This window comes from Vibrio sp. TRT 21S02 (assembly GCF_050113675.1).
Classification (GTDB): Bacteria; Pseudomonadota; Gammaproteobacteria; order Enterobacterales; family Vibrionaceae; genus Vibrio.
The window spans coordinates 45599-68663 of record NZ_JBNJOI010000007.1 but is presented as its reverse complement, the minus strand read 5'-3'; the positions used below and the strand labels follow the sequence as shown (position 1 = coordinate 68663).

General features: G+C 38.4%; 15 protein-coding genes and 1 pseudogene. 11 read left to right on the top strand and 5 right to left on the bottom strand.

The features are described from left to right. The first annotated feature begins 223 nt into the window (after positions 1–223). The 9 genes from ACQEXU_RS11380 to ACQEXU_RS11340 all read left to right on the top strand — a co-directional run bounded on the left by ACQEXU_RS11380 (position 224) and on the right by ACQEXU_RS11340 (position 17052). A complete protein-coding gene (locus tag ACQEXU_RS11380; RefSeq protein ID WP_427010911.1) occupies positions 224–8221 on the top strand; it encodes a LamG-like jellyroll fold domain-containing protein in 7998 nt (2665 codons plus the stop codon). Between the two features lie 13 nt (positions 8222–8234). Beyond that, entirely contained in the window at positions 8235–11792 is a 3558-nt protein-coding gene (locus tag ACQEXU_RS11375) for an RHS repeat domain-containing protein (RefSeq protein ID WP_427010910.1), read from the top strand. Further along, positions 11789–12256 carry a hypothetical protein gene (locus ACQEXU_RS11370; RefSeq protein WP_427010909.1) on the top strand — a complete coding sequence of 156 codons (468 nt, stop codon included), beginning with the start codon at positions 11789–11791 and terminating at the stop codon, positions 12254–12256. Before ACQEXU_RS11375 ends, ACQEXU_RS11370 begins: the two co-directional genes overlap by 4 nt. A gap of 255 nt (positions 12257–12511) precedes the next feature. Beyond that, entirely contained in the window at positions 12512–12868 is a 357-nt protein-coding gene (locus ACQEXU_RS11365) for a hypothetical protein (RefSeq protein ID WP_427010908.1), read from the top strand. A gap of 667 nt (positions 12869–13535) precedes the next feature. Continuing rightward, entirely contained in the window at positions 13536–14297 is a 762-nt protein-coding gene (locus tag ACQEXU_RS11360; RefSeq protein ID WP_427010907.1) for a hypothetical protein, read from the top strand. A 592-nt stretch (positions 14298–14889) separates the two neighbouring features. Then, positions 14890–15357: a hypothetical protein gene (locus tag ACQEXU_RS11355; RefSeq protein ID WP_427010906.1), complete on the top strand. Its 468-nt coding sequence runs from the start codon at positions 14890–14892 to the stop codon at positions 15355–15357. A gap of 131 nt (positions 15358–15488) precedes the next feature. Then, complete coding sequence (locus ACQEXU_RS11350) at positions 15489–15782, top strand: RHS repeat-associated core domain-containing protein (protein ID WP_427010905.1); 294 nt, start codon at positions 15489–15491, stop codon at positions 15780–15782. Between the two features lie 544 nt (positions 15783–16326). Further along, positions 16327–16506, top strand: a complete 180-nt coding sequence (locus ACQEXU_RS11345; RefSeq protein ID WP_427010904.1) for a hypothetical protein — start codon at positions 16327–16329, stop codon at positions 16504–16506. 18 nt (positions 16507–16524) lie between these two features. Continuing rightward, positions 16525–17052, top strand: coding sequence for a hypothetical protein (locus tag ACQEXU_RS11340; RefSeq protein WP_427010903.1), 528 nt, complete (start codon positions 16525–16527; stop codon positions 17050–17052). Positions 17053–17304: 252 nt separating this feature from the next. Here the strand turns inward: ACQEXU_RS11340 and ACQEXU_RS11335 are convergent, their stop codons facing one another. From ACQEXU_RS11335 to ACQEXU_RS11320, 4 genes and pseudogenes are all read right to left on the bottom strand, one after another. Then, the gene (locus ACQEXU_RS11335) at positions 17305–17805 is read right to left on the bottom strand and encodes a YchJ family protein (RefSeq protein WP_427010902.1); all 501 of its coding nucleotides are present in this window, start codon (positions 17803–17805) and stop codon (positions 17305–17307) included. 60 nt (positions 17806–17865) lie between these two features. Continuing rightward, positions 17866–19080 (bottom strand): annotated as a pseudogene (locus ACQEXU_RS11330) (EAL and HDOD domain-containing protein). A 79-nt stretch (positions 19081–19159) separates the two neighbouring features. Beyond that, on the bottom strand, positions 19160–19888 hold the full coding sequence (lpxH, locus tag ACQEXU_RS11325) for a UDP-2,3-diacylglucosamine diphosphatase (RefSeq protein ID WP_427010901.1): 729 nt from the start codon (positions 19886–19888) through the stop codon (positions 19160–19162). A gap of 59 nt (positions 19889–19947) precedes the next feature. Next, a complete protein-coding gene (locus tag ACQEXU_RS11320) occupies positions 19948–20442 on the bottom strand; it encodes a peptidylprolyl isomerase (RefSeq protein WP_367988634.1) in 495 nt (164 codons plus the stop codon). Between the two features lie 201 nt (positions 20443–20643). Between ACQEXU_RS11320 and cysS the strand changes: the two genes are divergently transcribed. Together cysS and ACQEXU_RS11310 are read left to right on the top strand one after the other, a co-directional pair. Then, positions 20644–22026 (top strand): cysteine--tRNA ligase, encoded by a 1383-nt coding sequence (gene cysS / locus ACQEXU_RS11315; protein ID WP_367988635.1) that lies wholly within the window; start codon positions 20644–20646, stop codon positions 22024–22026. An 80-nt stretch (positions 22027–22106) separates the two neighbouring features. Continuing rightward, positions 22107–22685 (top strand): thymidine kinase, encoded by a 579-nt coding sequence (locus ACQEXU_RS11310; RefSeq protein WP_427010900.1) that lies wholly within the window; start codon positions 22107–22109, stop codon positions 22683–22685. Positions 22686–22779: 94 nt separating this feature from the next. On the opposite strand, the gene infA is transcribed toward ACQEXU_RS11310, so the two are convergent. Beyond that, positions 22780–22998 (bottom strand): translation initiation factor IF-1, encoded by a 219-nt coding sequence (gene infA, locus ACQEXU_RS11305; protein ID WP_001040192.1) that lies wholly within the window; start codon positions 22996–22998, stop codon positions 22780–22782. Between the last annotated feature and the right edge of the window lie 67 nt (positions 22999–23065).

The window sequence follows — 23065 nt, the reverse complement described above, 5'->3', positions numbered from 1 at the left end:
AGAATTTGAGTATAAAACTTTTTTATGTGAATTGAATTAAATTGTCACTCTTAATTGTAAAGCTCATTGTTTTTAAAGGAAAATTATATTCTATTTTCAGTGTTATAATGGTTTTTTATATTTTTATAATGTTAATACTTTCAGACTAATTTCGGTTCTTTTTTTAAAATATAATTTTTGATATTTTATTTACCTATTGATGGCGATATAAAAGAGCTGCTCGGTGAATATTAATCGTATAATAACCCTTTTTGTTCTTCTATTTATCTTTTCTCATGCGCAAGCCGTGGGAGTACAGCAATCATATAAATATAATCTCCTTGGGCAGTTAATATCAGCTAATAGTGATGAGACAAAAAGATATTATCATCTTGATGCGTTAGGAAACATACTTTCGGTTTCAGACCAAAAAGAGTTTTCAGATTTAGATTCCCCAATTTATATTTCACCAACTAATCTCTCGAAATTAAATTTAGAGCACCCTGTCAGGTTTAGTTGGGAATTAATGGAAAATATTAGCCATTATGAAATTTTGCTTGGCTCAAATGAAAGCCAACTCTATAAGTATAAAAGTGGTCTTATTAATAACAATATAAATATCGATCTTTCCGACATTACCGATTCTAATCCACGTTATTGGCAAGTTGTAGCTATAAGCGACACCGGCCAAAAATCTTTTAGTAAAATAGCGTCATTTACAGCGCTAGATAGCGATTCAGATACAATTCCCGATCATATTGAAAGAACACTTTGTTTATCAGAGTTAAGCTCAGATTCTGATGGGGATGGGCTATTAGATAATGAAGAAATTGTCTTCGGGGAAGCTACTCAAATTCACTCGTTACCTTGTTTAGTTGATGGAGACGGGGATGGTATCGAAGACGCGTATGAGACGATCGCAGGAACAAATCCTCTTACCGTAGATAGTTATTACGGTGAACGTTGGTCGGATTATGTTCAATGGGTAGCGAACAAACATAGAGAAGAAAATACAGAGATTGTTAATCAGAAACGAGTATTAGATCTCGCTGACAATAATGGTTTTGCAATTTCAGGTTATATTCCAGATGGCTCTCCAATGAGTCTATCATTTTGGAGCAAACATCAATTTGATGACCTAGATTCACGCCAGCTTCAAGGTTCTCATGATGACAGTAATCGTCGCTACTTTGTAGGTCTGGATAAATCACGTAATTTTATTTTTGGAGTTGGCCAAAGTCAGACGACAACTGAACGCCAATATGCAAATGACGGACAATGGACGCATGTTGCTTTGTCGTACGCGGACAGAGAAGCTCGACTATTTGTGAATGGAGAACTGGTCAAGACTTTACGCGGTATAACCTTTAAGAGTGCGAGCCAATATGCTCTGTGGTTTGGGGCGAGAAATCAGAAAAAAGCGTGGTTAACTGAAGGTTTTAATGGCGTTATTGATGATATTCGAGTTTGGAGTAAGGCCCTAACCGCTCAAGATGTAACAAAGAGCATGTTTAATCCAACATTCCAAGAGGACGACAACTTACTCGGTTTTTATGATTTTACTGAGAGTCGAGGTGAATGGGTTAAAAACATAGTCTCAGGTCAGTTTGACTTAAAACTTTCATCAGGTGCAAAACTAACTTTACAACCAGATTATTTGGATACGGATGGTGACCATATTCCTGACGTATTTGAAAATGCCATTTGTAGTGATACCGACAGTTTTGACACTGATGGTGATGGTATTTCTGATGGTGAAGAATTTGGTATTGGCTCTTCAATTGGGGTGACTTCAAACCCGTGTCATCAAGATACCGATCTGGATGGCATTCCCGATGACTTTGAATACCAGAATGGTATGAACCCTTCGAAAAATGATGTGCTCATGGTAGACCCTGACTCAGGGCTAACGTATTGGCAGATCTACCAAAACCATATAGAACAAGTCGAAAGCAACCTAGACACTGTCGATCAAGAACGTTATCTCGATCTGAATAACAATCGAGAATATGCCATTTCTGGTTATAGCAGTAATGTCGAACAGACCTTTATGTATTGGTTCAAACCGAGTTCCTATGGAGATCAATTCTCTGGCTTTTTTACTAATTCGAATACCGCAACTTTGCAACTAGGAACGGATAACTATTCCAAAGGCAAAATGGTCGGTAAGTGGAGTGGTGGTGGATTAGGTAGCGACAAAGAGAGCTTTAACCTAAATGAATGGCACCATTTTGCTATCGCTGTGAAATCGGGAACTGCAACACTGTACCTTAATGGGAATAGAGTTGATAGACGCTCTATACCGGCTTGGCTGCTAAATCCTCCAGATCCAGTTCCTTTATCTATCTGGTTGGGGGCTTTGAATTCATCAGGGAAGCCAAGTAAATATATGAATGGAGCGCTGGATGATGTTCAAATATGGCAACGAGAGCTACCACAACATCTCATTCGTCGCTACATGATTGAAGCGCCTGAGGCGGGGACTTTGGGTTTAGTCGCTTATTATGATTTTGCAAAGTCTCGAGGAAGTTGGGTATTTAATAAAGCCAATGAACGTTATGACCTAAAGCTAACCTCAACTGCTGCCCTCACAATACGTGATTGGGGAGAGGATTCTGATGGAGATGGACTATCCGATCAATTGGAGCAAGGTAAATGCCTAAATCCATATAAGGCTGATAGTGACGGCGATGGTGTTTCTGATAAAGATGAATTAGCGCCTTTGTCACAGAGCATCAAATCCACTAACCCATGTTCTGAAGATACAGATAATGACGGTATTCCTGATCAATTTGAGGCAGAAAATGATATGGATCCAACCGCCTATGATGTAGGGCACATCGCTACAAATGAAACGGAAAACAACTGGACTAGGTATGCGAAGCAATCGGTATCTCAATTAAAGACGAATAATCACGCAGAACAAAGCCTAAATGGTGAGCTCGAACTCTCGGATAGTAGAGGCTATGCAATATCAGGCCTTACCCCCCAAGGTAGCAACAAGACGCTTATGTACTGGTTTAAGCCTTCTTCAATATCTGCCGAGCAGCTTAGTGGTGCAACTTACTCGATATATAGTAATGAATTTACATTAGGCTTAGATAAAACTGGGCAGGGCAAAGGGGATTGGGCAGATAGAAGCCTGACAGCTTCTAAAACTCTCAAAAAAGATCAATGGAATCACCTTGCTATCGTGACCTCACCTGAAAGTATCAAGCTTTATATTAACGGTAATCTTGAAAGCATTAACAGAGGAGCAACAAATCAAAGTACTTCTCAGCTACAGAAATACATGCTGTGGTTTGGTGCATTAAATTATCAAAGTATCGATAAATACCATCAGTCAGGTCAGATAGATGATATCCAAATTTGGGATCAAGCGTTGTCGGCTCAAGATATATTAAACCACATGTTACAGGCACCTGATGCACAGAGTGATGGGTTAGTGGCTTTTTATGATTTCTCAAATACTTTAGGAGATTGGATTAAGAATATGGCGACTGACCAATATGATATGAAATTGGTTAAGGGCGCTCATGTTATTGCGTCGGAAGTTTCTGAAGATGCAGACCGAGATGGGTTAAGTGACGAGTTTGAAGCAACCTACTGTACTGACTCTAGTAATAGTGATTCTGATGGTGATGGTATTGCTGACGGGAATGAACTGCAAATAGGCACAGTCATTGATGGCGAGAAAATAACCACCAACCCTTGCGAAAAAGATACGGATAATGATGGGGTCGACGATTTCTTTGAACTCGAGAACGGAATGAACCCAACCATTGCTGATGGGAACTTACTTCATACGGCTAGTGGACAAACTAATTGGGATTACTTTATCGGTACATTAAATAATAGTAGCGAGTTCCAGTCTCTAACGTCGATTGAAACTGATCGAGAGCTAAATATTGAAGATACTCCAGGTTATGCGATATCTGGTTATTATCCTACTGAAGGCGACTCAACCTTTATGTTTTGGTACAAGCCAAATGAAAGGTTACATGTATACGATTATGCCATGAGCGGCGCAACCCCAATCAGTAATGAAGCGGGCTTAGCCTTAGGACATGATATGTATGGAGCTGCATTTATACTTAATCGCTCATACAGAGAACATAGCTATGATGATTTGATGAATAACCAATGGAATCATCTTGCATTAACGGTGGGAAGTGGTGGAGCTAAATTATATTTGAATGGTCAACTTATCAAAGAGAGCTCGAATCGCGCTATTAAAAGTATCCCTTTCCCAGTATTTTTGGGAGCCATCAATTTTGAGGGTGTGGCGAATCGTCATATGAATGGCAAATTAGATAATGTCTTCTTATGGCAACGTGAATTGAACCAGCAAGAAATTCGCCGTTATATGATCACTCAACCTGATGCTACTAGTGAAGCCGATTTATTGCTGGCGTACGATTTTAACGAATCTAAAGGCCAATGGGTTAAAAACCTAGTAACAGGAAAATATGATTTAACCTTGGTCAAAGGGGCGCGTTTAACAGAAGAAGAGGCTTATTTTGATGGTGATGCCGATGGGATTAATGACAAATTAGAGTTGGCAAGTTGCCTTGATGTAGCGAATGCAGACACTGATGGTGATGGGTTATTAGATGGTCAAGAGTATGGTGTGAACTCTCTTTACCCTATAGTTACAGATCCATGTTTATGGGACAGTGATAAAGATAATATTCCGGATGACTATGAACTTAAAAATAGCAGTAACCCCTTAATATCAAACGCAAATAGCAAGTCATTACCAAGTAGCCCAAATAATAACTGGCAAAGCTACGCAACCGATATGACAGAGGTGCTTCCGTCAAGTTCTGAAGTTGAAGCGGCACGTGTGATGCAATTAGAGCACTCTGGTAGCTACGCTATTACCAACTTCTTTCCTGATGAAGGGGAAGTGACCTTTATGTACTGGACCCAGTTTGAAGGACCTGACGAATATAAGCTGAAACTCTCAGGTGTCTCTCAGGGTATGGAGTTGGGCTTCAATGGTGAACATAAGGGAGTTGCACGTATTCGTTTTGATACGGATGACGACAGACCTCATGCCATAGGAGACTGGGTGCATCTTGCTTTAGTGTATAAAAGAGAAAATGAAAAGGACCAAAGGGTAACGTTATACGTAAATGGCACACCTGTTAAGACTCAGTATGCGTTTCCTTCTGAAGCAACGCTTTGGGCTACTTATCTTGGGGCATCAAATAAATATGGCACACCGGTGAATCATATGAAAGGGCTGTTTGATGATGTAGGGATATGGTCTCGAGCGTTAAACCAACATGAAATAAAACAGTACATGTTTAAAGAGCCAGAACTTACATCTCCTTCTCTAAAGGCTTGGTATGACTTTAGTGTTTCCAAAGGTGACTGGGTAAAAAACCGAGCAACAAATCAATACGACTTGAAGTTAGTTCATGGTGCTCAATTAGTTGCTGAGCCAACAGACAATGATACGGATAATGATGGCTTAGCTGACCGTTTAGAGTTGGCATTTTGTACTGATGCATTGAATGCGGACAGTGATGGTGATGGTTTAAATGATGGTGATGAGCTTGGTGTATCTCATCTATTTATAATTACTACAAACCCATGTGATTCAGATACTGACAATGATGGCATGCCTGACAATATTGAACGCAAAAACGGCACGGATGCTCAAATTGCCGATGCTAATTTTGACAGTGACGGTGATGGTGTAAACAACTGGCAGGAATACCTAAGCATTGAAACATCGGAATTAACAGAGAATTCAGTTGAAAGTGGAGTATTAGCCAACTCAGCGAATGGTGGTTATGCCATCACGCCATTCTTCCCCAAAGATAGTGATTCAACGTTAATGTATTGGTTCAAGTCGTCAAACGACAAATCACAGCTATCAGGTGTGACCGAAAGAAAAAGTCAGCATTATTATGCGGGCACCCAGTATTTACAGCATAAGATGGGTTGGGGAGAAGACACTTCAAGTGGGTACTCTTGGAATGAACCAATATATTCTTCAGAACAATGGAACCACATCGCATTAGTTGTTGGGAAAGAGAAGATTAATTTCTATCTCAATACTCGATTAATAAGAAGTGATTATCGGAGGTGGTCAACTATTTCAAAGCCATTTGATCATGCTGTTTGGCTGGGGGCATTGAATGAGGTAGGTCTTGCTACAAATCATCTTGATGGTGTATTGGACAATGTTCAAGTCTGGGAGCGAGCATTGTCAGATGAAGAGCGTTTGAAGTATACCGCCATTATGCCAGCCTTCGGTTCAGAAGGGCTTGTTGCTGCATATGATTTCTCTACGATAAAAGACATATGGGTGAAAAACCTTGCTAATGGAGATTTTGACTTGAAACTCGAGGGCGACATCAATATTCAATCTTATCCAGAGGAAGATACAGATGCAGACGGGATTCCTGATTATATAGAGCAACAACTTTGCATTGATCATTTGACAGCAGATACAGATAACGATGGATTATTTGACGGTAAGGAGTTTGAACTATCGATAAACCCTTGTGATGAAGATACTGATAGTGATGGCATGCCTGACAATATTGAGCGCAAAAACGGCACGGATGCTCAAATTGCCGATGCTAATTTTGACAGTGACGGTGATGGTGTAAACAACTGGCAGGAATACCTAAGCATTGAAACATCGGAATTAACAGAGAATTCAGTTGAAAGTGGAGTATTAGCCAACTCAGCGAATGGTGGTTATGCCATCACGCCATTCTTCCCCAAAGATAGTGATTCAACGTTAATGTATTGGTTCAAGTCGTCAAACGACAAATCACAGCTATCAGGTGTGACCGAAAGAAAAAGTCAGCATTATTATGCGGGCACCCAGTATTTACAGCATAAGATGGGTTGGGGAGAAGACACTTCAAGTGGGTACTCTTGGAATGAACCAATATATTCTTCAGAACAATGGAACCACATCGCATTAGTTGTTGGGAAAGAGAAGATTAATTTCTATCTCAATACTCGATTAATAAGAAGTGATTATCGGAGGTGGTCAACTATTTCAAAGCCATTTGATCATGCTGTTTGGCTGGGGGCATTGAATGAGGTAGGTCTTGCTACAAATCATCTTGATGGTGTATTGGACAATGTTCAAGTCTGGGAGCGAGCATTGTCAGATGAAGAGCGTTTGAAGTATACCGCCATTATGCCGATCTTCGGCTCTGAGGGACTTGTTGCCGCTTATGATTTCTCTACGGTAAAAGATACGTGGGTGAAAAACCTTGCCAATGGAGATTTCGACTTGAAACTCGAGGGTGACATCAATATTCAACCTTATCCAGAGGAAGATACCGATGCTGACGGGATTCCTGATTATATAGAGCAACAACTTTGCATTGATTATTTGACAGCAGATACAGATAACGATGGATTATTTGACGGTAAGGAGTTTGAACTGTCGACAAACCCCTGTGATGAAGATACTGATAGTGATGGGATGATCGATAGCTTTGAACTGAGTGAGGGAATTGATCCATTTACTAAAGATGCAGATAAAGTTAGTGATGGAGATGGACTTTCAAACTGGTTGTCGTTTACACGTTGGTTTGAAAATAAACATGGTAGTGAAACAACGTTATTTACCGATGGAGTATTAAACCTCAATGGTAATGGTGACTATGCTATAACTGGTATTTACCCAGGCTCCGGAGATAAGACATTAATTTATAATGTTAAATTTTCTCAGTTAAAAGGTTTGTTACAACACTTAGGTGCTAATGATCTTACCAAAAATCGATACTATTTAGGCGTAGATAAAGATGGTAATGTTGCTTTTGGTGTTGGAGATCGAGGGAGTTACAGCAGGCGTAAGCAGCTTAATGAGGGTGTTTGGTATACTTTTGCCATGCGTTATAAGTCTTCTACCGCACAGATATATGTAGATGGAACTAAAATATATTCTTTGTCATATATTGACTTTTCTGGCGTAAGTAAAACTCCTTTTTATCTAGGCGCATTTTCTCAAACAGAAGAAATGAAAGCGCAAGTAGATAATATCCAATATTGGGACCGCTCGTTGTCTGACCATGAACTGGAATACTATCAGCGAAACACCCCTTCTGGTGAGGAGGAGAACCTCTCCGCATTCTACGATTTTAATCTTGCGAAAGGACGCCTAATACACAATAAGGCGACTAATCAATATGATGCATTATTAACTTCACCAGCTCTTTTGGTTGAAAAAGAATCCACTTCGAATCAACTAAACCACTAAAGGAATAAAACAAATGCTATTAGCTATTTTTGTTGCACTAGCGCTAGTGGTATTAGCGCTGATTCAATCTTGTGCCCCTTTGTACGATCCACCTAATGGTGCTCAGGGAAGGGAGCGTCCTCCTGGTTCTGCTTACGAATCGGATAAACCTGGTGATAACGGAGATGGCTGTGAGAGAGGTGCTCCCGTATGGCACTTTGACTTTAAGAGTTTGAACTTAGTTGTTTATGATACACCGATTTGGGTGGACTCTGCTTATGGACCTAATATTGAATTCTCACTCACTTACAATGCGTTAGGTAAAGAAAACCCACAAAGCTCTGTTGGATCTCGTTGGACGCACAGTTATGGCGACTACATTACAACACATGAAGAAACAGGCTCATTTATTTTATTCAGCGGTGATGGCCGTGTGGATGAATATGAAAAAATTGGTACCAACTTTGTTTTAAACAAATATTCACTTATGGCTGGGGAAGCCTCTTTCTTACCGAGGTTATCAGTTCAGGGCGAGCAGATAAAAGCACAGTACGTTGACGGCAGCTATAAATTGTTTGAAGCAAGTAACGAAGGTAAGTACACGTTGGTGACTTCGGTTGATCAAAGCGGTAATGCGCTGACTTTTGCGTACCAAAATAATAAGCTCACACAGATCACCAATGCCTTAGCACAATCAGTCACCCTTACGTATAACCAGAACAACCAAATCACTACGGCTACGGGGCCAACAGGTTATCAAGCCCACTTTGAGTACAACGATAAAGGTGAGTTGATCAGTCTGGAAGACATGCAAGGGTACACCGCCAAGGTGGGTTACGATGAAAACGGAATCATCAATTCACTTAAAGATGCCAAGGGTGAAACACAGTTTATTGTTGAATTTGGAGACCCTGATTCAAGTCGTGTCGATGAATATCCTGCATTAGGAGACCCTATGGGGATGAGTAGCCGTATTACAGCTATTAATCCTCTCGGATACCGTGAAGAGTTTTTCTATAACTCACAGACAGGAAAGTCTTGGCATGTTTCACCAGAAAATTATGTGAATTATGTCGATAGACATACCAACAATGCTCAAGATAATGTCCCTAAAACAGTCTACCAGTATCAACGTTTTAATAAGGGTTATTCACGAATTAGCCAGATAGATTATCCGGATAATACGTGGGTCCGTTTCGAGTACGATGACAACCGTAATCTCTCGAAAAAAAGTTATTCTGATGGTAGTACAATCCAATTTAGGAATAACTCTCTAGGGAATATCATCCAGTCGATAGATACGCTAGGCAATGAAACTATCTATGTGTACGACGACAATCAAAACTTAATTAAAGAAGCAACCCCAAGAGGCGATATTCGCTATAGCTATAACTCTTCTAATTTGTTGACCAATAAAACCGATTTAAATGGTGCTCAAACACAGTACCAATACAATGAAAAAGGTCAGTTAATACAAGTCATTGGTGCAAATAAGCAAGTTGTTAACCTCAGTTACTCAGAAGGGTTACTCGGTTCCATCTCAACCTCTGATAAGGTGGTCGCTTCTTATCAATATGATGCGCTTGGCCGTGTTACTCAGGTTACCGATTTACATGGCAAAGCAACGCAATATCAATATGACCGCATTAATCAATTAACTCATGTGAAACAAGCGGGTAATCGGAACTCTGAAATTGTTTATGGTAGTTGTCCTCGTATTTTAGAGAGCAAAACACTACCCGGAGATAGAACATACCAATATCAGTATAACTCCGCGAAACAATTGATGGCGGTTGTAGACCCTATGGCAGGGGTCACCCGTCTTGAAAGAGATGCCGCTGGTCGTATTGCGGCAATCATTGATGCAAACCAAAACAAAACAGAATTTGAATATAACGAAGTTGGGCAACTAACAACCAAACGTTATGCTGATGGCAATGAATTTAACATTGCGTATGAACAAGGATATATCAAGCAAACGACGAACGCTCGTGGCATAACCAAATCCTTCACCTACAACGAAAAAAATCAATTAGTCCGTGTTAGTTATAGTGATGATACACCTGGAGTCAGTTACCAATACAACGCTCTTGGGCAAATAGAATCTGTTACTGATAGCCAAGGGAAAACACAATATACCTATCATGCAAATGGTATGCCTCATACTATCGATGGGCCTTGGAACAAAGATACTATTGCAATAAATTTTGATGAGCTAAATAGAGTTTCCTCAATTCAGTTAAATGAAGAGAATTATGGTGAATATAAGTACGACGCACTTAGTCGTTTAAAACAAATATCAGCATTGGAGCAAGTTTTTGATTTAATTTACAACGATACAGCAGGTGACGTTTCTGCGAGCCTCACTTATCCAAATGATGTTGTGCAGACTTTGAGCTTTGATTCTGTCGGAGACATTTCACAACTTCAATATAAACGAGGTGATAGTAAGATTGCTGAGTTTACATTTGGGTTTGATGTTGCAGGGAATATCACCCAATTGCAAACCTCTGAATCGTTGCCATTCGAGCGAGTGCAACCTAAAGCGTCTTATAATGCGTTGAACCAAATTAAAAGTTGGAATGGCAATACCGATGTTTTTGCCTATGATGCGGATGGCAACTTAATAAAAGGGCTATTGCCAGACAATATTCCTTTTACCGCTGATTATGATGCTGAAAATCGACTTGTTTCAATTCAGTTTGAGAAAGAAGGACGGTCAATTGAAGAGCGTTTTGAATATGGCTATGACCATTTTCTAAGAGTTTACCAACGCTTCGAGAATAGCAGTAAAGTGGTTGAGAAACGGTTTGTGAGGCTTGGACTGATTGAGCTTGAAGAGCGAGATGCTCAGGATAATACACTTGCGAGAAATATTTGGCGACCAGATAGACCCGGCGGTGTTGGTGGTTTATTAATGCGTCAGCAAAATAGCCAAAACTATTATTACTTAACCAATCATCTTGGTCATGTGTATGGAGTGCTCGATCAGCAAGGCCAAAGACTAAGTCAAAGGGCATATTCTCCATACGGTCAAGTGACAGGCGACGACTTTTCACTGCAACCTTTTGGTATGTCGACCAAACGTAGTGACTTTGAAAGTGGTTTGGCCTACTTTGGGTACCGCTTTTACATGCCAAACTTAGGCCGTTGGTTAAACCGAGACCCACTCCAAGAGCAAGGTGGAATTAACCTTTATGCTTATGTCAATGGTGACCCATTAGGATATGTGGATCCGGATGGGCGTTATGCATTAAATATTATTGCAGGAGCATTTGTACTTTATTCTTTTTATAATTTTTATGATAGTTGGTTCAATGACGATGCTTTCCTTGATAAGGCTCAAGAAGTACAAGAACAAAATTTTAAAGTAAAGAAACTGTGGGAAAGTGGCGATTATGAAGCTGCCTGTGACGAAATGTATAAAAATAATAATGCATTCAAAGACGAATTATTGCCAACAGTTCCAGACGCAGCAGGCAGTGTTCCAGGAACATCTAGCTCAGGACCATTTCCCTCTTCGCGTAGGGATCTAGTTATTGGGGCTGGAACTATTACGGGAGAAACTATTCTAGAGACGATTGACAAATGAGAATAAAAACAAAAAATATAGTTATAACAATAATATTTATAATTTTATTTTGGAGTGGTTCTGATATATTTGTGGCTGCATATTTTTTATTTAAAAATGGAACTACAATTTACCTTAAGGACCACGACTGTGAATTTCCAATAAATATTTTTCATAGAAAACCGAATGATATTATTGTTCCTGTTTTTTATTTATATATTGATGGGTATTTACTTAATGTCGGAATATATACAATTGGAAATTCAGAAAGTTTATATAGTGATACTGGTCCTGCTAATTATTATAAAAATGATGATTATGTTAGTATTCCATTAAAATATAATAAGAAAGGAATTAGTTACTCTAAGTATATATTTAACAATGATGATGTAAAGTATATTTGGTGGAGTGGAAATACTTTTGTCATGGGATATGATGATTATTTACCATCAGCGTTATCTAAGTGCATCCTTAAACAAAAATAACTATAGAAATAGGGGTATACTATGATTCTTACTCTTCGCCCTATAAGTGAGGATTTTTCACTACAACCTTTTGGTATGTCGACTAAACGTAGCGATTTTGACAGTGGTTTAGCCTACTTTGGGTACCGCTTTTACATGCCAAATTTAGGCCGTTAGTTAAACTGAGACCCACTCCAAGAGCAAGGTGGAATTAACCTCTATGCTTATGTCAATGGTGACCCGTTAAGGTATATAGATCCTGATGGGCGTTGGTCAATGACTTTAAGCTATTACCCTGCTGGTGTAGGAACCTCATTTGGGTACAATCCTGAATCAGGTAAAGGATGGATCGAATTTCAAATTGGTTTCGGTATGGGTGGACATATAGGATTTGATCCTAATGATAATGGTAGAGATAAATGTGGGTCATATGGTGGAGTAAGGGCTCAATGGGATTTGAAAGTAGGTGGAGTAGGTGTTGGTGGTAAAACTGAATCGGATGGTCTGAACGTAGATGATTCAGAAGAAAATAATTTGTTTGATCCAGATCTATCTACAGATGTTATGGGAATTAATGAGTTATCTATTTCCGCAGGAGCAGGCGTATTTCTATTTGGTGGAATAGTGTTTTAGTTAAAGGGCAGTAGAATGAGTTATATTGATATCTTGGTTTTTTTCTTTCTGTTTCTTTTTTTTATTTTCTCGTCGATGATCACATTATCTCCAATCATCTTAAGAAAGTTTAGATTTGATAAAGGAAAAGTTGGACCTAAAAATTTTACAATATTATTTAGTAAAAAAGATTTTTTAGATAAAAAGGGAATTAAAGTTAGAAGATTAATGGTAATTATTATTCAAGGTACTTTTTCCCTTATGATGATAATATTCCCTATTATTATGTTGTCCAGATGACACGGGGTTAAATTTAAAATAATGAATTTTAAAACTTTTACAACATTAGCTATGTGGTTAGCGATGGTAGAAGCAACTTATGAATTTGCTTCAGACTTTTATTATATTGCAATGGATGGTATTGAACTACCGATTATTATAGTTCCATTTCTCAATTTTATATCTATACCATTTTATTACTTTATACTGTCTTGTTTTACATGGCCCATATATAATTTTTTTCAAAAAAACTAATTATAATTTATATCTATGAAATAAAATAATTAAAAAATAAATAGCTATTTTTTGTTTTCTTTAATTACATTATGGAGTAGGTCAGATGTATTAAAATTGCGTTATTTTTTTTATAAATAAATATAATACTAATGTAGTTTTGAAGAAAATGCTTTTGCTTTCGTTAGCTCTATTATTAATTGAGTATTTTATTTATTACCTTGATCTAGACTATGTTGACCCGATTTTCCGTCATTTACTTAAATATGATGGCATTGAATTTATCTATATACTGCCAGATTTGTATTATTATTTTGTATATATTATGATTTTATTGTCATATTTTTTGATTTATATAGATAAAAAATTTGGAAAGGTCATATTACTGAGTTCTATCATATTCATATGTATATCCTATTTCCTTTCTGGAGTTAGATTTATATCATCATCTATAGATTTGGTAGGAGTAATAAGTACTTTTTTTTGGGGGAGCATACTGTGTTGTATTCATGTCGATCAAAATGAAAAATTTAATAATAAATCTAATGCTTATAATAAAAACATACTAATATATTCAATTGTTTTTCTATTCAATCTACAGCTGTTTTTATCTTATAGTCCTACATTTGATGGTGATATGTATTATGAATGGGCAAAATATGATGCTCCTGCAATAAATGAAAATTTTTTCATTTTAGGTATTGTATTAATCCATCTGTCTCTATTAAGTATATATCTTAAAAAGAAATGGAGCAAAAATTTCTTTTATATTATGACTGTTTACTATTTATTCTATTCTATTTTCTCAGGTATAAGAATAGGTATTCCTGAAATGATGATAATCAGGCTAGTTATGGAAGTTATATGGGGAGCTTTGCTTTTTATAATATATATAGAGTATTCTGGTCAGGAGGAAGACGTAGAGCTGAGTAACTGAAATAAAGAGTTAAATAGGGTCAGATCTTGATTCTTGCTCTTTGTCTTACAGTCAAGTTATGGGAGAGGAATTTTCACTACAACCTTTTGATATGTCGACCAATTAATAGTGGTTTAGTCTACTTTGGGTACCGCTTTTACATACCAAATTTAGGCCGTTGGTTAAACCGGGATCCACCCCAATAACAAGGTGGAATTAACCTCTATGCTTATGTAAATGGTGACCCGTTAGGATATGTGGATCCTGGCGTTATGCATTAAATATTATTGCAGGAGCATTTGTACTTTATTCTTTTTATAACTTTTATGATAGTTGGTTCAATGACGATGATCTCCTTGATAAGGCTCAATAAATACAAGAACAAACATTTTAAAGTAAAGAAACTGTGAGAAAGTGGTGATTATGAAGCTGCCTGTGATGAAATGTATAAAAATAATAAAGCATTCAAAGACGAATTATTGCCAACAGTTCCATACGCAGCAAGCAGTGTTCCAGGAACATCTAGCTCAGGATCACTTCCCTCTTCGCGTAGGGATCTAGTTATTGGAGCTGGAACTACTACGGGACAAGCTATTCTAGAGATGATTGATAAATGAGAATAAAAATAAAAAATACAGTTGTAACAATAATATTTATAATTTTATTTTGGGGAGGTACTGATATATCTGTGGCTGCATATTTTTTATTAAAAAATGGTACTACAATTTATCTTAAAGACCACGACTGTGAATTTCCAATAAATATTTTTCATAAAAAATCGGATGATGCTAGTATTTCTGTATTTCATATATATATTGATGGATATTTACTTAATGTCGGAATATATACAATTGGAAATTCAGAAAGTTTATATAATAATACTGGCCCTGCTAATTATTATAAAAGTGATGATTATGTTCGTATTCCATTAAAGTATGATAAGAAAGGAATTAGTTACTCTAAGTATGTATTTAACAATGATGATGTAAAGTATATTTGGTGGAGTGGAAACACTTTTGTCATGGGATATGATGATTATTTACCATCAGCGTTATCTAACTGCATCCTTAAACAAAAATAACTATAGAAATAGGGTTATGCTTTGATTCTTACTCTTCGCCATATAAGTGAGGAATTTTCACTACAACCTTTTGGTATTTCGGCTAAGCGTAATGACGTTGACAGTGGTTTAGTCTAGGGTACCGCTTTTACATGCCAAATTTTGGCCGTTGGTTAAACCGAGATCCACTCCAAAAACAAGGTGGAATTAATCTCCATGCTTATATAAATGGTGACCCGTTAAGGTATATAGATCCTAATGCTAGAGAGATTATTTTAGGATTTATTTGCACGGCAGCAGCTACTTCTGATACTTGGAATAGTTTTGATGGTTTTGATAATGAAATATTAGATGACTTAATAGAAAGAGTGCATCTAATATTTAAAATTATCCTATCTCTGACATTGGAAGCCGAGAGGAGTATGCAGGAAATAATAATAAAATAGAGGCTGGCTCATTAATGGATGGAATAATTTGGACTAGCTTATGTGCAACTGCTTAGGCACTACCAATTCCATATAGATAATTTTTATGAATGATAAAATAAACAAAATTCCTTTAATTATATTAACTATTATAATTGCCTTATTGTATCTTACTTCTTTCTTTGGGAAGTCTGGAGCAATAATTAGTAACTTAATACTTTCTATCAGTTGCCTTTATGGATTATTGGTAGCTTTTCTTTCTAGGAGCGTAGGAAGGTACCCTTATCCTGAATCTTGGATACCGATTAAAAGTAAAGTTCATGAGGGGAAGAAAGCGGTATGTTATTCCTATATTCTTCTATTTGTATCTTTTTATGGTTTTGTTTTCTTTTCTATGAAATTTGTCATTTATTTTGAATACTTAATCGCAAGATATTTCTAGTGTGAATCATTAAATTTGAAATTACTTTGTTATTTTAAACAAGATATTAAGACAATAACATCAAAAAAAAGAGTAAGTAGACCAAGTCTTGCTTCTGGTTTCTATTACTTATAAGTGATGATGTTGAGAGGAAAAAGAAACAGCTCCATAAATGGTATGGCAATAAAGACCGAAAGTTTCAACAAATGGGTTGAGAAAGAAGGTAAGTACGATTTTAATGATGGATTTGATTTAGATTCAAGAGCTAAGGTTGAGGAATTGTATGATATTTGGAAAACTCTTGGAAAACCTAGGGGATACTAAGTATCAAGCAGAATTGTTATGAATATAGTTTCTGAATTCAAGAACAGTCTATGTAGTGAAGACGCTCGTTATATAGATTTGAAAAAAAAATTAGATGATTTGAAATGTATTGATAGAGTTGAAATAGGAGATTTTATTAAAGAAAATATAATTTATAACACTTCACATCTGGTAAAACACAATATGGCATTGATAGTGAGAGATATTGGTGATGATAGTTTCTTAGAGTGTCTATTTGCCTGTATAAGGTCAGAGGAGAATTATAGAAGAAGAGGAACAGTTCTCTACGCTATTTCAAAGTTTAATGCTAAAGAATACTTGTATGAGCTAACTCACTATGTAGTAAATGATACGTTAGAGTCAAGAAATAATGCCTTGGATGCAATAGAGAATATAGATGGATTTATAGATCATGACACAAAATTCAAATGTAAGCGTATGGTAGAAGAGAAATATTATTTACGTAAAAATAAGAAACATTTGAATGAAGATGATGAGTTATATATTTCCGATTTAGAGTATCTTTTAGATTTGCTAGAAAGTTAAATTTGGATATTTTAATAAAGGAAGTTCATGGCATGAGTTTTTAATTATTTATTCGTGTATTGAAACCTTATTTATAGCTAACCAGCAAGTCACTTTTCCAGCGATTCTCTACTAAGTTATCGTTTTTATGTTCCAAACTTGGTTGCTGGTTAAACCAAGAACCACTCCAGAACAAGATAGAATTAATTTATATGAATGATAAAATTGGAGCTAGCCTAAATTAGCCATCAAACAAAGCTTGATGGCATTAGTTCATCCACAACACTTCTTAAATTTTTTGCCACTGCCACAAATGCAAGGATCATTGCGGCCAACTTTCAAAGCTTTGATTGGCTGGCTTAGTCTTGGTTCGGGCTTAGTTTTTTGCTGTGGAAACTCACCGTCAATGTAGTACCAAAGCGCTTTTTCTCGGATGAAGCGAGAGCGCTCAGTCATGCAGTATTCAGAGCCTTCGTCAATGAAGTAAGCATTAAATGTCACGTAACCTTCATCTACATGGCTGCCTTCCTCGGTACTTGTGACTTCTAGTTTTTTCCATTCAGAATTTATCGACTCTTCAATACCTTGTCGTTGGTTTTCAGCTTGGCAGCTTGGGTGATAGGTGTTAATGACGAAGTCCACCAGTCCTAAGACGTGCGCTGAATATCGAGCACGCATTAGTTGCTCTGGTTTTAAGGCGTTGTGGTGATCTTTATGAATAGGCTCACAGCAAACAGAATAATCAGACTGGCTATAGCATGGGCAAGAAGGCATAAAATGTCTCGGTTTTATCAAATGCCAGCAGTGTATAGCCAGTCTCAAGGCAAGTAAATGTTACATCGTTACGTCTAGCAACTCAGCTGTCCATTTGACTGAAGCATCGTAGGCTTGACTGAGCATCTCTTCTGGTAACTCTAATTCGGAGTTTATCTCGCTCACCTTATCCCAATCAGCTCGCTCATAAGCTTGAGTTAACGAGAGTATTTGACCAAGTCTTCCTTCGCCATTGCTTAACGCGAGTTTGACATCTTCGGCGATTGGCATGGAATCCACTAGTTGATCAAATGGCTGGTCGAGTAGGCTATCTAGAAGCGAGAACATTCCGGTTAGAAAAGCCGAGCCTGGTTCTAAAAATGAAGAGAAATGTTTTGCTAGCAATTCACAATATCTGGCTCGTTGGATGGAAAGGCTATAAAGGTAATCGGGTTTAGAGTCTTAGGTTGAAGCAATTGCTACCAAAGAAACAAACTTACGCAGTTTATCTTCACCCAGATAAACAACCGCCTGTTTGAACGACCGTATTTTGGTGCTCACCATGTAGGAAGAGTTAACAAAGGTAAGCAATTTATAGGACATGGTAAGGTCGGTGCTGATCAACGACTCTATCGCCTTATAATCAATTTCTTCTTTTGCTACTTCCATACACAACTGAACAAGAGTTACAAAAGACGGTTCGAGGGCCTTACGCTCAATCATTTCAGGTTTACTGAAGAAATACCCTTGAAAGTAATCAAAGCCTGCATCTTTAGCTTGTTGAAACTCTTCATGCGTTTCGACTTTTTCCGCTAAAAAGAGAATTTTGCTCGTTTTAAGTTTTTGAATGAATATCGCTGCTTTTGCGATCGGCACGATTCGGATGTCAAACTTAATCACTGAGATATAAGGCAAAAATGCTTTCCATTCGACACTTGGAACAAAATCATCTAATGCGATTTTGTAGCCTGCTTGCGCCATTTCTTTTATTGCTTCAAGCAACTCTGGTGTCGGGGGACAATCTTCCAGTACTTCAATTACTAAATTGTCTGACGGGAATAGGGTAGGGATACGGTTCAATAAGCTCTGATAAGGAAAATTAACAAAACCTAAGCTCTCACCAAGTGTACTGTAGTGAGTTGAGAGAAAGTGGTCCGAAAGCAAGCGGCTGGTGGCGAGTTCGGGTTCAATTTCTGGAAAAGTATTCTGAGGCCCATCACGAAACAATAGTTCGTAGCCAATCGTTTTTTTCTCGCAGTCGAGGATCGGCTGACGAGCAATATAGGAATATTTCAATGGAATAATTCTTAGCTAGATTAACCAGTCGGATGATAATAAAGCATTGATATCTTTCAAAGATAAATATCAATAGCCGCTATTGGTTAAATGTTAAAACTTGTAACTCGTAACCATTTTTATCATAGACCAAGATGGAACCTTGCGTATACCAGTCTCCTAAAACAATGCGAGTTTTGTTGCCATCTTCTGTTTCCAATGAATGGATGTTTGGTCGATGGGTATGCCCGTGGATCATCAAATCAACATGATGTTGCTGCATGACTTTTTCTACTTCACTTGGTGTCACATCCATAATTTCAAGTGATTTAGTGCTTTTGTCATCTCGAATATCCGACTGAACTTTGGCAACAATCTTTTGTTTGATAAACATAGGGATACGGTTAAATACCCATTGTAACCAGGGTTGATGCACTTTCGCTCGAAACTCTAGGTACTTGGTATCTTGAGTGCAGAGGGTATCACCATGTAGCACAACGGCATTACGGCCATATAAATCGATCACTGTTTCATCACCGAGCAGCGTAACCCCAGTTTGTTGGGCAAACCGTTTTCCGACTAAAAAGTCTCGATTCCCTTGGGTAAAAAAGACTGGCACACCAGTATCAGTAAGGCGTTTGAATTCGTCACGAATTTGCTGGGCGAAAGGGGATTTATCATCGTCACCGACCCAAAATTCAAACAGATCACCCAACACGTACAAAGCATCGGCCTTGATGGCTTGTGTTTGCATAAAATGAGTAAAGCATTCTGTAATTTCAGGGGCTTGTGGAGTGAGGTGTAGATCAGAAATGAATAGAGTAGTCATAGGTGTTTTATAGCTGAAGGAATAAAAGAGAAGAGCGCCAAGGCTCTTCTCTGCATGACTTATTCTTCGATGGTTGTGCCAGTGATCACAACATCTTCTAATGGAACATCTTGGTGCATGCCGTAAGAGCCAGTGCTGACACCTTTGATTTTGTTTACGATGTCCATGCCTTCAACAACTTCAGCAAATACACAGTAACCCCAACCGTCAAGGCTTTCGCTACGGAAATCTAGGAAAGTGTTGTTGTTCACGTTGATGAAGAACTGTGAGCTTGCAGAATGCGGCTCCATCGTACGTGCCATAGCAAGTGTGCCCACTTTGTTGCTAAGGCCGTTGTTTGCTTCGTTTTTGATTGGTGCACGAGTTGGTTTCTCACGTAAACCAGATTCCATGCCACCACCTTGAATCATGAAACCATCGATAACACGGTGGAAGAGTGTGTTGTCGTAGAAACCATCACGGCAGTACTGTAGGAAGTTTGCGCTTGTTTCTGGTGCTTTCTCTTCATTTAGCTGAATTTTGATGTCACCAAAATTAGTGTGAAGGGTGATCATGATTAGTACCTTTACATATGTTTTTGATTTGAGAGTCGGATTCTATCTTAACTTTTCTAACATTTATACGTGAAAAGTGAAGCGTGAGACTTGAGTATAGGCTTTGTTGCGGATTTTTTGTCCATGTCGGGGATTACCTAGCGGCACGCAAATTGATATACTGCACCACTATTTTGTTTCATCCGATAAAGCACAGAGATCATGTTGAAGATATATAACACACTCACAAGACAGAAAGAGGAATTCAAACCAATCAATGCCGGTAAAGTTGGCATGTATGTCTGTGGAGTAACCATCTACGATCTCTGTCACATTGGTCATGGTCGCACATTTGTGTCTTTTGATGTCGTCTCACGTTACCTACGTTACCTAGGTTATGACCTAACGTTTGTCCGCAACATTACTGATATTGACGATAAGATCATCAAACGTGCAGCTGAGAATGGTGAATCATGCGATTCATTAACAGAGCGTTTGATTGGTGAAATGCACGCAGATTTTGATGCATTGAATATGAAACGCCCTGATATAGAGCCACGTGCTACTCAGTTTATTACAGAAATCATTGAGTTAGTTGAGAAGCTAATTGAACGTGGCTTCGCGTACGTTGCAGACAATGGCGACGTGATGTTTGAAGTCAGCAAATTTGATGAATACGGTAAGTTGTCTAAGCAAGATCTTGAACAACTTCAAGCTGGCGCGCGTGTTGACGTTGAAACCGCTAAACGCAGCCCATTAGATTTTGTGTTGTGGAAAATGTCTAAGCCAGGCGAACCTACGTGGGAATCGCCATGGGGGCCGGGCCGTCCAGGGTGGCACATTGAGTGTTCAGCGATGAACTCATCCATTCTGGGTAATCATTTTGATATCCACGGTGGTGGTTCCGATCTTCAGTTCCCACACCACGAGAATGAAATCGCACAATCGTGCTGTGCACATGGTACTCAGTATGTAAATACTTGGATGCACAGTGGCATGGTGATGGTAGACAAAGAGAAAATGTCGAAGTCACTAGGTAACTTCTTCACTATTCGTGACGTGTTAGAGCACTACGATTCAGAAACGGTGCGCTACTTCTTGATGTCGGGCCATTACCGTAGTCAGCTTAACTACAGTGAAGAGAACCTAAATCAAGCTCGTGCTTCATTGGAGCGCCTGTACACTTCGCTACGTGGCCTGGATTTAGAAACTGCGGCTGCAGGTGGAGAAGAATACGTATCACGCTTTACTGAAGCGATGAACGATGATTTCAACACGCCTGAAGCATATTCTGTGCTATTTGACATGGCACGTGAAATCAACCGCATTAAAGCTGACGATTTGGCGGCCGCAAGTGCGTTAGGTGCTCAAATGCGCGAACTGGCTGAGGTTATTGGTATTTTGCATCAAGAGCCAGAAGCTTTCTTGAAGGGAGACGCAGGTAGTGATGATGAAGTGGCAGAAATTGAAGCGCTTATTAAACTACGTAATGATTCTCGTGCGGCTAAAGATTGGGCTAATGCAGACATGGCGCGTGATAAACTGACCGAAATGGGCATCGTGCTCGAAGATGGTCCAGAAGGCACAACGTGGCGTCGTAAGTAATACCATTTTTATTTTATTAAGGGCTGTTGATTCAGCCCTTTTCTTTAAATTCTTATCAATTTCGTTATAGGTAACAATCAGTGGCCCAGATGTACTTCTATTACTCCGCAATGAATGCGGGTAAATCCACCACTCTTTTACAATCTTCTTTTAACTACCAAGAACGTGGCATGACGCCAGTTATTTTCACCGCAGCTTTAGATGACCGTTATGGTATTGGTAAAGTGAGTTCGCGTATTGGTCTTCAGTCAGATGCTCAGCTTTTTAGGCCAGACACTAACCTCCACCAAGAAATTGCAGCGTTAAATGAGGTAGAAAAGCGTCACTGTATATTGATTGATGAATGCCAGTTCTTATCTAAAGAGCAGGTTTATCAGTTGACAGAAGTGGTTGATAAGCTTGGTATCCCTGTACTGTGTTACGGCTTACGTACTGACTTTTTAGGGGAGTTGTTTGAAGGAAGTAAGTACCTGCTTTCTTGGGCTGATAAGTTGGTAGAGCTTAAAACCATTTGCCATTGTGGACGCAAAGCGAACATGGTGATTCGTACTGATGAACATGGAAATGCGATTAAAGAAGGTGATCAAGTCGCTATTGGTGGGAACGATCGTTATGTATCAGTATGCCGACAGCACTACAAAGAAGCATTAGGTAAGTAAAAAGAGGGGCCGTAGTATCGGCGCCTTTACAGTGACTGACGGCAACAAAAAAACGGAGCATCATGCTCCGTTTTTTAGTATTCGCAATCAGAGATTAACGAGCACGGAAGACGATGCGGCCCTTAGATAGGTCGTATGGAGTCATTTCTACCGTTACTTTGTCGCCAGTCAGGATGCGGATGTAGTTTTTACGCATCTTACCTGAGATGTGAGCTGTAACTACGTGACCGTTTTCAAGTTCAACGCGAAACATGGTGTTTGGTAGAGTATCAAGGACAGTACCTTGCATCTCAATTACGTCTTCTTTAGCCATTTAATCCTCTTTTAAAAAATGGGCGTTTTTAAGCGGCGTATAATGCCCTTAAAAATGAATTATGTAA